Here is a 13312-nt window from a genome sequence, read left to right as displayed (position 1 = left end):
GGCCCCTCAGCTCGCGGCTGCTATTGGGCGGGCGGGGGCTGCGGTGGTGGTGTAGCTGCCGTCGAGGTAGACCAGCGGGGTGATGGTGGCGCTGGTGCGAATGCGCAGGATGCGTCCGATGAAAATGGTGTGGGTGCCATAGGTCATGTGTCCGTCCTGGCGGCAGAGAATCGACGACTGGGCGTCGGCGAGGTAAGGAATGCCTTCCTCGCTGGTTTGCCAGTTGCCGCGTTCGAAGCGCGCTTCACCCTTGATCGCACCGCTGCACAGGTGCGCCAGGTCTTGCTGTTCGAGTCCGAGGATGTTCACGCAGAAGTCCGCGCCGGTTGCCAGGGTGGCATGAGGCGAGGCGCTGGTGTTCACACAGATCAGCAGCGAAGGCGGCTCGGTGCTCAGGGAGTCGACCGCTGTGGCGGCCATGGCGAAGCGCTCGGTGCCGTTGCTGGTACTGATGATGGTCACGGACTTGGCCAGGCGGCGCATGGCCTGGAGCATGTCGGCTTTGAGATTGTTGTTGTTCATCGCACGGCCTCTGGTTGGCTTGGAGTGCGATGAATTCTTGCAACGACCTCAACCCCCAACATCGTCCGAGGGGACTAGTCGAGGCACGCCGCCGCGGCATGGTCCGTTTGAGGGATGTTGGCTCCCCTTCGGCCTTGTTTGAATGCCGGGCAGGAGGCCGCTTGCGCCTCTGCTGCACGCGCGCCCCGGCGGATGGGGTGATCAGAGGAGAATAACAAGATGCTCAATCAAGACCTGATACGCCAGCGTCTGCGCCAGCGTGCCCGCGAGCTGGTACCGATCCTGCGTGAGCGTGCCGCCCATGCCGCCCAGTTGGGCCAGCTGCCGCAGGACACTCTGGAGGATTTTCACCAGGCCGGTTTCTTCCGCATCCTGCAACCGGCGCGTTGGCAAGGTTACGAGCTGGAGCCTCGGGACTTTTTCGAGATACAGATGACCCTGGCCGAAGGCTGCATGTCTTCGGCATGGGTGCTGGGGGTGGTGGCCATCCACAACTGGCAGCTGGCGCTGTTCGACGATCGCGCGGCGCAGGATGTCTGGGGAAAGGATTCGAGTGTGCTGATTTCGTCCTCCTATATGCCGGTGGGCAAAGTCGAGCGGGTCGAGGGCGGCTTCAAACTCAGCGGACGCTGGGGGTTCTCCTCGGGCAGCAAGCATTGCGACTGGGTGTTCCTGGGTGCCCTGGTGCCGTCGCCAGAAGCGGGCGGGGCGCCGGATTACCGGACTTTCCTGGTGCCACGCAGTGACTACCAGATCCTCGACAACTGGAACGTCATGGGCCTGGAGGCTACCGGCTCTCACGATATCCTGGTGGAAAACGCCTTTGTCCCGGAACACCGCACTCACCGCGCCATCGACGGCTTTATGCAGAACAGCCCGGGTAACGTGGTCAACAGCGCACCCTTGTTCCGCTTGCCGTTCGGACAGATCTTCGTGCGCGCCGTGTCGTCTTCGGCCATCGGTGCCTTGCAGGGCGCGGTTGATCTGTTCGTTGAACACAACCGCAGCCGTGTCGGCGTCAACGACGGGCGCAAGATGCTCCAGGACCCGGCCGCGCAGACGGCCCTGGCCAATGCCATGGTCTGTGTCGATGAGTGCAAGACCGTATTGCTGCGCAATTTCGACTTCATGCTGCACGCGGCGAAGGCGGGCGAAGCACTGGACATGCAGGCACGGGTGAAGATGCGCTACGACTCGGCGCTGGTCGTCGACAAGTGCGCCAAGGCCGTCGCCGAGCTGATGTTCAACAGCGGTGCGTCGACCATTTTCCGCAGCCACGCGATCAACCGCAGCTTCCGCGACATCCACACCGGCCGCGCCCACGTGGCCAACAACCCGGCCAAGTACGCCTGGAACCTGGGGGGCGTGAGCATGGGCCAGGACAGCAGCGACTTCTTCCTCTGAACCACGGCGCGGGCTTGCCCGCGATCGATCACTGAAACCGGCTAGTCCGTTTGCGGGATTCGAGCCTTGTGGCGATCCCCGAGCATGGGGGCAAGGCGCGGGTCACTGGCGCCGACCGAGCCGTTAACAAGAACAAAGGATCACGCATGAAATTCTCATTGATTTACGAAGCGCAGACGGTGGACTCCAGCCGCGAGGGCGACCGCAAGATCTTCGATGACACCGTCGAGCAAGCGGTGCTGGCCGACCAGCTCGGTTTCGACACCTTCTGGTGCGTGGAACACACCGCGCTGAGCAACTACTCGCACATGTCGGCGCCGGAAACCATGCTCGCCTTTGTTGCCGGCAAGACCGAGCGCATCGGTATTGGCCATGGTGTGGTCTGCCTGCCGCCAGCGATGAACCACCCGGTCAAGGTGGCTGAGCGCATCGCTACCCTCGACCTGCTGTCCAAGGGGCGGGTGCATTTCGGCGTGGGCAAGGGCGGTACCCAGCAGGAGGCAGGCACCTTTGGCTACGACCTGGCGACCCTGCAACCGCAGATCGATGAAGCCATGTACCTGATCCCGAAAATGTTCGTGCAAGACGAGATCGAGCACCACGGCGATTTCGTGCAGATCCCCAAGCGGCCGATCCACCCCAAGCCGTACCAGGATCCACATCCGCCGATGTACCTGGCCTGCACTAACACCGAATCGCTGAAGAACGCTGGCGGTCGCGGCATGGGCGCGCTGGTACTGGGCTTTGGCGGACCGGAAGAAATCGCCAAGAAGGTCGAGGTCTACCATCAGGCCTGGGACAGCCGTGACGAGAAGAAGCAGGTGGGCTTCCGTCCCAACCGCCACATCGCTGCGCTGTGCCCGGCCATCGTCCTGGACGACAACGAAATGGCCCGTCGTATCGGCATTCGTGGTCAGCGCTACTTCATGGAGTCGCTGGGCTACTGGTATGGCGGTGGCGAGCGTCCGGACCCGGAAAAATGGAAAGACGACACCTACGTCGATGGTAATGGCCAGAGCGTCATCAAATCACGCTTCGCCTCCGAGGAGGTCAGCGTCGACTTCTCCGACCCGACCATGGCGATGATGAACCCCAACCATGCCTACGGCACGGTCGAGGATTGCATCGGTTATGTGCAGCGCCTGATCGACGCCGGCGCCGATGAAATCCTGTTCATCTGCCAGATGGGCACCGTACCGCAATGGGCCCAGCTTGAGACCCTGCGCAACATCGGCGAGAAGGTGATCCCGCATTTTCGCAAGCAGTGATCATCGCGGGGCAAGCCCGCTCACACACACTGTGGGAGCGGGCTTATCCCGCGAAATCCCCCCCAATCCCGCTAGTCCCATCAGACGATGCCGGGCTTGGCGCAACTGGTTTGAATGGCGATCAACACGTCGATCAACACAAGGATAACAAGCATGGATATCCGCGGTCTGGGTTACGTCACCCTGCTATCCACCGACCTGGCGCAATGGCGTCACTACGCGAGCCAGGTACTGGGCATGATGGTGGTCGAAGATGGCGCTGAGGACGAGCGACTCTATCTGAAGATGGATGAGCGCCCGTACCGCATCCTGGTACTCAAGAGCGAGCAGGACAGCTTTGCTGCCTGCGGCTGGGAGCTGGCCGGCGAGGCTGCCTTCGATCAGGCGCTTGCCGAGCTGGAACAGGCCGGTGTGCCGGTCGAGCGCGCCAGTGCCGCCCAGGCCGAGCTGCGCAAGGTGCAGGCGCTGGCGCTGTTCAGTGACCCGGACGGCAACCGCCACGAACTGTTCTGGGGACCGCGCCAGGATTTTGCCCGGTTCGTCTCGCCCGTCGGGGTCAAGGGCTTTGTCACCAATGAGTTGGGCATGGGCCATGTCGTGCTGCCAGCCCCGGCCTTCGATCGCTGCCGGGACTTCTACCAACGGGTGCTGGGCTTCGGCCTCTCGGACCTGATGAAAGTACGCTTTACCCCAGACCCGGCCGAGCCGGAAAAACGTATTCACTTTCTCCACTGCAACAACGGCCGCCACCATTCCCTGGCGATCTTCGAATGCCCGGTGCCTCACGGCTGTGTGCACATGATGGTTGAGGTCAACGCCCTGGACGAGGTCGGCCTCGCGCTGGATCGCATGCACGCCAACGGCGTCAAGCTGTCGGCCACTCTCGGCCAGCACACCAATGACCAGATGGTCTCGTTCTACATGAAAACCCCCTCCGGGTTCGACCTGGAGTACGGCTGTGATGGCCTGGTGGTCGACTGGGACCTGCACACCCCCTTCGAAAGCACAGTGGTCAGCCACTGGGGCCACGACTTCAGTGTCGGTCGCCAATAAGGACAACAACGATGGACAAACAAATGACCACGGCCCAGATGGTTGGGCAGTTGCACGATGGCATGACCATCGGCATCGGTGGCTGGGGCCCACGGCGCAAGCCGATGGCGCTGATCCGCGAGATTCTTCGCTCGGATCTCAAGGACCTGACGGTGGTCGCCTACGGCGGTGCCGACGTCGGCATGCTGTGCGCCGCCGGCAAGGTCAAGAAGCTGGTGTTCGCCTTCGTCTCCCTCGATTTCATTCCGCTCGAGCCGTACTTTCGCAAAGCCCGGCAGGACGCGGCCATCGAGGTGATGGAAATCGATGAAGGCATGCTGCTGCTCGGTTTGCGCGCAGCCGCCATGGGCGTGCCGTTCATTCCCACCGCGGTGGGGCTGGGCACCGATGTGCTGCGTCACAACCCGCAGATCAAGCTGGTTGCCTCGCCCTATGCCGACGGCAAGGACTGGGTCGCAATGCCGGCGCTCAAGCTCGATGCCGCGCTGATTCACGTCGACCGCGCCGATGCCCGGGGCGTCTGCCAGATCAGTGGCCCGGACCACTACATGGATGATGTGTTCGTGCGCGCCGCGACCCATAGCTACGTGACCTGCGACCACCTGGTCGATAGCGACTACTTCCACAGTGCACCGGAGCGCGCGCATCAAGTGTTCTGGGAGCGCAACCTGACGACCGCGGTTGCCCACGTACCCGGTGGCGCCCATCCGTCGTCCTGCGCGCCGCTGTATGGCTTCGACGTCCCGCACTTCAAGACCTACACCGCCTCGGCCCAGGCCGACGATGGCTGGCGCGCTTATGTCGAGCAATTTGTCGCCTGCTCCCACGAGCAGTACCTGGAACAGGTCGGTGGCCTGGCCAGCATTCGCCAGCTTCCCCTGCCGGTTTTCTAAGCGAGTTTCCTTATGACCACGCCAGCAACGACTTACAGCCTTGCCGAATTGATGATCTGTGCCGCCTCCGAGGCCTGGCGCGGTGACGGTGAGGTCCTGGCCACCGGCATTGGGGTGATCCCGCGCCTGGCCGCGTCCTTGAGTATGCTCAGCAGTAATCCGCAGTTGCTGATGACCGATTCCGAGGCCTACCTGGTCGCCGAACCGGTGCCCCTCGGCGCGCGCAATGGCTACCAGGTCAAACGCGACAGCTGGATGGGTTTCTCACGGATTTTCGACAACGTCTGGGGCGGCAAGCGCCATGCCCTGGTCGGGCCGATCCAGGTCGACCGCTTTGGCCAGGCCAACCTGTCGTGCATCGGCGACTACGCCAGACCCAAGGCGCAGATGCTCGGGGTGCGCGGCCTGCCGGGCAACTCGATCAGCCACGCCAACTCCTTCTTTGTGCCCAGCCACAACCGCCGGGTGTTCGTCGAAGGAGAGGTCGATATGGTTTCCTCGATCGGCTACAACCCGGCGCGCCTGGCCCGTGGCTGGTCGCTGGAGGAGGTCGATATCCGCCTGATCGTCACCGACCTGTGTGTCTTGGACTTCCAGGGCCCGCAGCATCAGGTGCGGATCCGTTCGCTGCACCCGGGCGTCAGCGTCGACGAGGTCCTGGATAACACCGGCTTTGCCTTGCAGGTGCCAGCTGATTGCCCGACCACGGCGGCGCCGAGCGAAGCGCAGTTGCAGCTGATCCGCCGTCTTGACCCGCACAACCTGCGGGCCAGCCAGTTGAAAGACAACCCAGCGGGCCAGCGCAACCTGCGTTGAACGTGGCCCGGGTCGTACGCCTTGCCGGAGAAGCAATCGATGAGCGAGCAGAATAATAATCAGGCCGAGGTGGTGCTGTACGAGGTACGTGGTGCGGTTGCCATCGTCACCATGAACCGCCCGCAATACCACAATGCCCAGAACTCGCGGATGACCTATGCGCTGGACGCGGCGTTTCGCCGGGCCTGCGCTGACGATGCGGTCAAGGTCATTGTCCTGCGGGGTGCTGGCCGGCACTTTTCTGCCGGCCATGACATCGGCACGCCGGAGCGTGACGTCAACCAGAGTTTCGAGCGCGTCAGCCTCTGGTACGACCATGTTGACAAGCCGGGTGGTGAGTTTCTCTACGCCCGCGAGCAGGAGGTCTACCTGGGCATGTGCCGGCGCTGGCGGGAGATGCCCAAGCCGACCATCGCCATGGTCCAGGGCGCCTGCATCGCCGGCGGCCTGATGCTGGCCTGGGTCTGTGACCTGATCGTGGCCAGTGAAGAGGCCTACTTCACCGATCCGGTGGTGCGCATGGGCATTCCCGGGGTCGAGTACTTTGCCCACGTGCATGAGCTGAACCCGCGGATCGCCAAGGAGTTCCTCTTCATGGGCACGCCGATGCCGGCGCCGCGGGCCTACCAGATGGGCATGGTCAACCGCGTGGTAGCACGCGAGGCGCTGGAGCAGGAAACCCTGGCCATCGCCGAGCGCATCGCGCAGATGCCGCGCCTGGGCCTGCAGCTGAGCAAGCAGGCGGTGAACAACGCCGAAGACCTGATGGGCAAGCGCGCGACCATGGACATGGTGTTCGGCCTGCATCACTTCGCCCATGCCCACAACGAACTGGTCTCTGGTGACCGCCTGGGCGGCTACGACGCCCGCGCCATGGCTAGTTCGCAACGCAAGCAGCAGGGGGCCTGAGCATGACGGTTTGCCTGCAGACGCCGCTCACTGAACTGTTGGGCTGTCGTTACCCGATCATCCAGACCGCCATGGGCTGGGTCGCAGAGCCAAGACTGGTGGCCGCCACCAGTAATGCCGGTGGCTTCGGCTTCCTTGCCGGGGCAACCATCGAGCCTTCACGCATGGAGGCGGCGATTATCGAAACCCGGCGCCTCACCGATCAGCCGTTCGGGGTCAACTTCCACATGTACCAGGCCAATGCTGGCGACATCGTCGAGCTGGTCCTGCGCCACAAGGTCAAGGCCGTGAGCTACAGCCGCTCGCCGGGCAAACAGATGGTTGCCCGGCTCAAGGACGCCGGGGTGGTCTGCATACCGACTGTCGGCGCCCTCAAGCATGCGCAGAAAGCGGTGGAGATGGGCGCCGACGCGGTGACTATCCAGGGCGGCGAGGGTGGCGGTCATACCGGTTCGGTACCGACCTCGTTGCTGCTTGGCCAGGCGGTCGATGCGCTCAAGGTGCCGGTGGTGGCCGCCGGTGGTTTCAAGGACGGTCAGGGTCTGGTTGCGGCCTTGGCCTATGGCGCCGCTGGCATTGCCATGGGCACGCGCTTTCTGATGAGCGCCGAAAGCCCGGTACCCGCGGCGACGTTGGCCCGCTACCTGGCGGTCAAGGACCCGGCGGCGGTCATTGTCAGCCGCGCCATCGACGGCATGCCGCAGCGGATGATCCGCAACGAGCTGCTCGATGAGCTGGAAGCCAGCGGCAGTCTCAAGCGCTGGTTGCTGGCACTCAAGAGTGGCCTGGCCTACCGCCGTCACAGCGGCACCAGCCTGACGCAGCTGCTCGCCAGTGCGCTGAAGATGCGCGGCAGTGGCGAGCTCAGCGCCGCGCAGAGCCTGATGGCCGCCAACGCGCCGATGGTTATCCAAAAGGCCATGGTCGACGGCCAGCCTGCCGCCGGCGTGCTGCCTGCAGGTCAAGTAGCGGCGAGCATCCACAGCTTGCCGAGCTGCGCCGAGTTGATCGAACAGATTGTCCGTGACGCCGAAGCGCGCCTGGGTGAACTGAGTCGCCGTATTTCGTGAAGGGGAAGGGCATGAAAGCATTTAGCGTCAACATCGACAACGGTATTGCCGAGGTGGTTTTTGACTGCCCGCCGGTCAATGCCTTCGACTGCCAGGGCTGGGCCGACATCGCCAGCGCCATCGAGGCCCTGGGCCGCGATGCACAGGTGCGAGTGATCGTCATCCGCGCCGAAGGGCGCGGCTTCTGTGCCGGGGTCGACATCAAGGAACTGGCTGCCGACGGCAACCTGATCGTGGCGGTGAACAAGGGTAACTACGACAGTTTCAAGGCCATTCACCGTAACCCGAAACCGGTGATCGTCGCCGTGCATGGCTTTGTCCTTGGCGGCGGGATCGGCATTTGTGGTGCTGCCGACATTATTGTTGCCGCCGACTGTGCGCGCTTCGGCGTGCCGGAGGTGGACCGGGGCGCCATGGGCGGCGGTGCCCACCTGCAGCGTTTGTTCCCGGTGCAGAAGGTGCGCCATATGTACTTCACCGGCGAAATGATCGACGCCGCCGAAGCCTATCGCCTGGGCGCCGTTGAGCGCGTGGTCAAGCGCGAGGGGCTGCGTGACGCCGCCTTGCAGATAGCGCGCAGCATCGCCGCCAAGAGTCCGGCGATGATTACCCTGGCCAAGGAGGCGCTCAACGGCATCGAGGACGGCAACCTCGAAGACAAATACCGCTGGGAGCAGGGCTTCACCCTCGAAGCCTATCGCACCCAGGATTCCCAGGAAGCACGTGACTCGTTCGTCGAGAAACGCGATGCCCACTTCACCGGCTGAAGGCACCGTCATGGACCTTACCTATACTCCGGCCCAACAGGCTTTCCGTGCCCAAGCGCGGGCCTGGCTCGAGGCCAATGTACCTGCCCATCCGCTGCAATCGTTCGACACCGAGCAAGGCTTTGCCGAGCATCGGGCCTGGGAGGCGCGGCTCAACGAAGGACGCTGGGGCATGGTCACCTGGCCGACTGAACTGGGCGGGCGCGGCTGTGACCTGATCGAATGGCTGATCTTTGAAGAAGAGTACTACCGTGCCGGGGCGCCGGCGCGGGTCAACCAGAACGGTATTTTTCTGCTCGGTCCGACCCTGATGGAATTCGGCAGCGAGGCACAGAAAGCCCGTTTCCTGCCGCGCATGGCCACCGGCCAGGACATCTGGGCCCAGGGCTGGTCAGAGCCGGGCGCAGGCTCCGACATGGCGGCAATCCGCTGCAAAGCCGAGCGGGTTGGCGAGCACTATGTCATCAACGGCCAGAAGACCTGGTCGACGCGAGCAGTATGGGCCGATTGGGTATTCGGTATCTTCCGTACCGACCCCAACTCCCAGCGTCACCACGGCCTGACCTTCATCCTGCTGCCGCTCGATACTCCGGGCATCAGCGTGCGGCCGATCCCCCAGCTCAATGGCTTGCCGGGCTTTGCCGAGATCTTCTTCGACGACGTCAAGGTGCCAGTGGAGAACGCCTTGGGTGGCGAGGGCATGGGTTGGCATGTGGCGATGTCCACCGCCGGTTTCGAGCGCGGGCTGATGCTGCGCTCGCCGGCGCGCTTCCAGGAAACCGCACGGCGCCTGGTGCAGCTGTACCTGGACAATCGCGAGGCTGCTGACCGCGACCCGGCTATCGCCGAGGCCGTGATGCGTGCCTGGCTGGACGCCGAGGCCTACACCCTGGCGACCTACATGACCGCCTCGCAGCTGGTCAAGGGCGGCAAGATCGGGCCGGAGTCCTCGACCAACAAGATCTTCTGGTCGGAGCTTGACCTGCGCATGCACGAAACCGCCCTGAGCATCCTCGGCCTGCGCGCCGAGCTGTTGCCCGAGGCGCCAGCCGCCGGCGACGTCGGCCAGTGGCTGGACGGTTTCCTGTTTGCCCAGGCCGGACCGATCTATGCCGGCACCAACGAGATCCAGCGCAACATCATCGCCGAACGCATGCTCGGCATGCCCCGCGCCTGAGGAACAGACCATGGATTTTAGTTTCAGCAGCGATCAATTGCTGTTCCAGGACAACGTGCGCAGCTTTCTACTCAATGAAGTGACGCCGGAGCGCCTGCGCGAACTGTGGCACAGCGACAGCGGGCGATGCGATGCGCTCTGGGAACAGTTGGTGGCATTGGGCCTGAGCGCCATCACCGTGCCGGAAGCTGACGGTGGCATGGGCATGAACGAGCTCGACTTCATCCTCATCGCCCAGGAGTGCGGCTATGCCGGGTTGCCCGAGCCGCTGGTGGAGACCATGCTGGTCGGCGTGCCGCTGCTCGCAGGCCTCGACCCAGAACACGCCTCGCTCAAGCAGCACTGGCTGGCGCGGGTCGCCGAAGGTACGGCGCGCCTGGCGGTGGCCGAGCCGGGCAACCCGCTGGTCAGCGACGCGCATGTCGCTGACCTGCTATTGCTGGCCCATGGCGACGCGTTGCATGCCGTGGAGCGCAGCGCTGTGAGCCTTACGCGCAATGCGTCGGTCGATCCCAGCCGCCAGTTGTTCCAGGTGCAGTGGAACGCCAGCGCCGCCACCTGCGTGGCCACTGGCGAGCAGGCGCGGCAGCTGTGGGCCAGCGCCTTCAACTGTGGCGCGTTGGGCAACGCCGCGCAATTGCTCGGTCTGGCCAAGCGCATGGTCGATCTGGCGGTGGATTACACCTTTGAGCGCAAGCAGTTTGGCAAGCCGGTCGGTTCGTTCCAGGCGGTCAAGCATCTGATGGCCAATGTCGCGGTGCTGATTGAATTCGCCAAAGGGCCGTTGTACCGCGCCGCTTATGCTGTTGCCCACGACCTGCCGGGCCAGGCCGTACACGTGTCCCACGCCAAGCTGGCGTGTGCTGAAGCGGCGGCGCTGGCGGCGAAGAACGCCATCCAGGTGCACGGCGCCATGGGCTACACCTGGGAGGTCGACCTGCACCTGTTCATGAAGCGTGCCTGGGCCCTCGACAAGCTCTGGGGTGACCGTGGCCTGCACAAGGCGCGGGTGCGTGCCGCGCTGTTTGACAACCGCCTGGCCATTGGCGCCGGCAGCACCTTCTGACCCTGTTCCCCTCGTGAGGTAGATCATGCCTGAAGCCTACATCGTCGACGCCCTGCGCACGCCAACCGGGCGGCGCAAGGGCGGCCTGAGCCAGATCCACGCGGCCGACCTGGGCGCCCATGTATTGCGCGCGCTGGTTGCGCGCAACGGTATTCCCGATGACGACTACGACGACGTGATTTTCGGCTGCGTCGACACTATCGGGCCGCTGGCCGGCGACATCGCTCGCACCAGCTGGCTGGCCGCCGGCTTGTCCCAGGCGGTGCCCGGCACCACCATTGACCGCCAGTGCGGATCCTCCCAGCAGGCCGTGCACTTTGCCGCGCAAGCGGTGATGAGCGGCACCCAGGACGTGGTGATTGCCGGTGGCGTGCAAACCATGACCCAGATCCCGATTTCCTCGGCCATGACCGCCGCCGAACCCTTGGGTTTCCAAGACCCGTTCAGCGGTTCCGAAGGCTGGGTGCGACGCTATGGCGCGCAGCCGCCGACCCAGTTCCGTTCGGCGCAGATGATTGCCGAGAAGTGGGGGTTGAGCCGGGCCGACCTGGAAGCCTATTCGCTGGAGTCCCATCAACGCGCTTTGCGTGCCATCGAACAGGGTCGCTTCGAACGCGAGATCGTGCCACTGGCCGGTGTCGTCCATGATGAGACGCCGCGCCAGACCAGCCTGGCGAAAATGGCTGAGCTTGAGTTCCTGTTCGGCTGTGACCGGGTCACCGCCGCAGTGTCGAGCCAGACCTGCGATGCCGCCAGCGCCCTGTTGATCGTCTCCGAAGCCGCCTTGAAACGCTATGGCCTGACCCCGCGTGCGCGTATTCATCACATGAGCGTGCGTGCGGACGACCCGGTGTGGATGCTGACCGCGCCAATGCCGGCCACTGTCCATGCCCTCAAGCGCGCCGGGATGAGCCTGGCGGATATCGACTGCGTAGAAATCAACGAAGCCTTCGCCTCGGTGGCTATGGCCTGGCTCAAGGAGACCGGCTATCCGCACGCACAGACCAACGTCAACGGTGGCGCCATCGCCCTCGGCCATCCGCTTGGTGCCACCGGAACGCGGCTGATGTGCAGCCTGTTGCATGAGCTGGAACGCAGCGGTGGCCGCTATGGTCTGCAAACCATGTGCGAAGGCGGCGGCCAGGCCAACGTGACCATTATCGAGCGCCTGTAGGCGCACAGCATCAGCAAGGGGAAAGCGACAATGCACAGCTGCGAGAACCGTGTAGTGATTATCACCGGTGCCGGTGGCGGGTTGGGCCGCGCCTATGCCCAGGCCTTCGCCGCCGAAGGCGCCAAGGTGGTGGTCAACGACATCAACCGTGAGGCGGCGCAATCGGTGGTCGCGCAGATCCAGGCCGAGGGTGGCGTGGCGGTGGCCAACAGCAACGACATCACCCGCTATGACGATGCGGCGCTGATCGTGCGCCAGGCCATCGAGACCTTTGCTGGCCTGGATGTGGTGGTCAACAACGCTGGCATCTGTCGCGACCGGATGTTCGCCAGCCTGACCGAGGCGGACTGGGACGCGGTGATGGCTGTTCACCTGAAGGGGCATTTCTGCCTGTCCAGCCATGCCGTGCGCTATTGGCGCGAGCAGGCCAAGGGTGGCGCCAGCCTGACTGCGCGGATCATCAACACCAGTTCTGGAGCCGGCTTGCAGGGCTCCATTGGCCAGTCCAACTATGCCGCGGCCAAGGGCGGGATTGCTGCCCTGACCCTGGTCCAGGCAGCTGAGCTGGGGCGTTATGGAATCACTGTCAACGCCTTGGCCCCGGCGGCGCGCACGGGGATGACCGAGGAGGTGTTTGCCGAGGTCATGAAACGGCCGCAAGAGGGCTTCGACTACTTCGCGCCGGAGAATGTGGCGCCGCTGGTGGTCTGGTTGGGGTCGTCGGCCTCGCAAGCGGTGAGTGGGCAGATGTTCGAGGTCGAGGGCGGCAAGCTGTCGATTGCCGATGGCTGGCGACGTGGACCGGAGCTGGACAACCGGGGCCGTTGGGCGGTCGCCGAGGTCGGCGCGGCGGTGGAGCAGCTGCTGGCTCGGGTGCTGCCTGCGCAGAAGGTCTATGGCAGTTGATTGAAGTTTTGCGCTGATGAGGCGGGCCGCACCCTCTGCGAGGAGGGTGCGGTTTTTTTGGCTCTTCACGGAATCCTGGGGGCTAGGATCCTTGGGTTGGGTTGGGTTGGGTTGGGACGTTGAGGCTGCGAGCCTATCCATTCAATGCAGCGCCGCTGCCGGCCCCTTCCGCCTTTACGGCGGCCTACTTAATGAGATGGTCACCCCGGCACCCTGCGGAGCCTAAGCTTTCGCAGGGTGTTTTTACTCTGGAGGCCATCACCATGAACGACGCAGCGTTAATCGGC

At 64.1% G+C, this 13312-nt stretch carries 13 protein-coding genes; 12 read left to right on the top strand and 1 reads right to left on the bottom strand.

Annotation, left to right across the window (positions count from 1 at the left end; all coding sequences use genetic code 11):
* Nucleotides 1–6 precede the first annotated feature (6 nt).
* Nucleotides 7–522, bottom strand: coding sequence for a flavin reductase family protein (locus ACRESH_RS18720; protein ID WP_431743369.1), 516 nt, complete (start codon nucleotides 520–522; stop codon nucleotides 7–9).
* 219 nt (nucleotides 523–741) lie between these two features.
* Here ACRESH_RS18720 and ACRESH_RS18715 point away from each other — a divergent pair, with 219 nt between their 5' ends.
* The 12 genes from ACRESH_RS18715 to ACRESH_RS18660 all read left to right on the top strand — a co-directional run bounded on the left by ACRESH_RS18715 (nucleotide 742) and on the right by ACRESH_RS18660 (nucleotide 13025).
* Nucleotides 742–1926, top strand: a complete 1185-nt coding sequence (locus tag ACRESH_RS18715; RefSeq protein ID WP_431743368.1) for a flavin-dependent monooxygenase — start codon at nucleotides 742–744, stop codon at nucleotides 1924–1926.
* A gap of 146 nt (nucleotides 1927–2072) precedes the next feature.
* Nucleotides 2073–3194 (top strand): LLM class flavin-dependent oxidoreductase, encoded by a 1122-nt coding sequence (locus ACRESH_RS18710; RefSeq protein WP_431743367.1) that lies wholly within the window; start codon nucleotides 2073–2075, stop codon nucleotides 3192–3194.
* A 153-nt stretch (nucleotides 3195–3347) separates the two neighbouring features.
* Nucleotides 3348–4247, top strand: a complete 900-nt coding sequence (locus tag ACRESH_RS18705) for a VOC family protein (RefSeq protein ID WP_431743366.1) — start codon at nucleotides 3348–3350, stop codon at nucleotides 4245–4247.
* 11 nt (nucleotides 4248–4258) lie between these two features.
* Complete coding sequence (locus tag ACRESH_RS18700) at nucleotides 4259–5140, top strand: CoA transferase subunit A (protein WP_431743365.1); 882 nt, start codon at nucleotides 4259–4261, stop codon at nucleotides 5138–5140.
* 12 nt (nucleotides 5141–5152) lie between these two features.
* Nucleotides 5153–5956: a CoA-transferase subunit beta gene (locus ACRESH_RS18695; protein ID WP_431743364.1), complete on the top strand. Its 804-nt coding sequence runs from the start codon at nucleotides 5153–5155 to the stop codon at nucleotides 5954–5956.
* Nucleotides 5957–5995: 39 nt separating this feature from the next.
* Nucleotides 5996–6865: an enoyl-CoA hydratase gene (locus ACRESH_RS18690; protein WP_431743363.1), complete on the top strand. Its 870-nt coding sequence runs from the start codon at nucleotides 5996–5998 to the stop codon at nucleotides 6863–6865.
* A 2-nt stretch (nucleotides 6866–6867) separates the two neighbouring features.
* On the top strand, nucleotides 6868–7935 hold the full coding sequence (locus ACRESH_RS18685) for an NAD(P)H-dependent flavin oxidoreductase (RefSeq protein ID WP_431743362.1): 1068 nt from the start codon (nucleotides 6868–6870) through the stop codon (nucleotides 7933–7935).
* A gap of 11 nt (nucleotides 7936–7946) precedes the next feature.
* A complete protein-coding gene (locus ACRESH_RS18680) occupies nucleotides 7947–8702 on the top strand; it encodes an enoyl-CoA hydratase family protein (RefSeq protein WP_431743361.1) in 756 nt (251 codons plus the stop codon).
* Nucleotides 8703–8712: 10 nt separating this feature from the next.
* A complete protein-coding gene (locus ACRESH_RS18675; protein WP_431743394.1) occupies nucleotides 8713–9879 on the top strand; it encodes an acyl-CoA dehydrogenase family protein in 1167 nt (388 codons plus the stop codon).
* 10 nt (nucleotides 9880–9889) lie between these two features.
* Nucleotides 9890–10945 carry an acyl-CoA dehydrogenase family protein gene (locus ACRESH_RS18670; protein WP_431743360.1) on the top strand — a complete coding sequence of 352 codons (1056 nt, stop codon included), beginning with the start codon at nucleotides 9890–9892 and terminating at the stop codon, nucleotides 10943–10945.
* A 25-nt stretch (nucleotides 10946–10970) separates the two neighbouring features.
* Nucleotides 10971–12119, top strand: coding sequence for an acetyl-CoA C-acetyltransferase (locus ACRESH_RS18665; protein ID WP_431743359.1), 1149 nt, complete (start codon nucleotides 10971–10973; stop codon nucleotides 12117–12119).
* 30 nt (nucleotides 12120–12149) lie between these two features.
* Nucleotides 12150–13025 (top strand): SDR family oxidoreductase, encoded by an 876-nt coding sequence (locus ACRESH_RS18660; protein ID WP_431743358.1) that lies wholly within the window; start codon nucleotides 12150–12152, stop codon nucleotides 13023–13025.
* Nucleotides 13026–13312 lie beyond the last annotated feature (287 nt).

The organism is Pseudomonas sp., assembly GCF_050739775.1.
Taxonomy (GTDB): domain Bacteria; phylum Pseudomonadota; class Gammaproteobacteria; order Pseudomonadales; family Pseudomonadaceae; genus Aquipseudomonas.
The sequence above is the reverse complement of the archived record's forward strand: the minus strand, read 5'-3'. Positions and strand labels throughout refer to the sequence as shown.

Excerpts from the sequence above, each read along its gene's own strand:
- ACRESH_RS18720 (WP_431743369.1), bottom strand. The coding sequence starts at position 522 with ATGAACAACAACAATCTCAAAGCCGACATGCTCCAGGCCATGCGCCGC.
- ACRESH_RS18715 (WP_431743368.1), top strand. The coding sequence starts at position 742 with ATGCTCAATCAAGACCTGATACGCCAGCGTCTGCGCCAGCGTGCCCGC.
- ACRESH_RS18710 (WP_431743367.1), top strand. The coding sequence starts at position 2,073 with ATGAAATTCTCATTGATTTACGAAGCGCAGACGGTGGACTCCAGCCGC.
- ACRESH_RS18705 (WP_431743366.1), top strand. The coding sequence starts at position 3,348 with ATGGATATCCGCGGTCTGGGTTACGTCACCCTGCTATCCACCGACCTG.
- ACRESH_RS18700 (WP_431743365.1), top strand. The coding sequence starts at position 4,259 with ATGGACAAACAAATGACCACGGCCCAGATGGTTGGGCAGTTGCACGAT.
- ACRESH_RS18695 (WP_431743364.1), top strand. The coding sequence starts at position 5,153 with ATGACCACGCCAGCAACGACTTACAGCCTTGCCGAATTGATGATCTGT.
- ACRESH_RS18690 (WP_431743363.1), top strand. The coding sequence starts at position 5,996 with ATGAGCGAGCAGAATAATAATCAGGCCGAGGTGGTGCTGTACGAGGTA.
- ACRESH_RS18685 (WP_431743362.1), top strand. The coding sequence starts at position 6,868 with ATGACGGTTTGCCTGCAGACGCCGCTCACTGAACTGTTGGGCTGTCGT.
- ACRESH_RS18680 (WP_431743361.1), top strand. The coding sequence starts at position 7,947 with ATGAAAGCATTTAGCGTCAACATCGACAACGGTATTGCCGAGGTGGTT.
- ACRESH_RS18675 (WP_431743394.1), top strand. The coding sequence starts at position 8,713 with ATGGACCTTACCTATACTCCGGCCCAACAGGCTTTCCGTGCCCAAGCG.
- ACRESH_RS18670 (WP_431743360.1), top strand. The coding sequence starts at position 9,890 with ATGGATTTTAGTTTCAGCAGCGATCAATTGCTGTTCCAGGACAACGTG.
- ACRESH_RS18665 (WP_431743359.1), top strand. The coding sequence starts at position 10,971 with ATGCCTGAAGCCTACATCGTCGACGCCCTGCGCACGCCAACCGGGCGG.
- ACRESH_RS18660 (WP_431743358.1), top strand. The coding sequence starts at position 12,150 with ATGCACAGCTGCGAGAACCGTGTAGTGATTATCACCGGTGCCGGTGGC.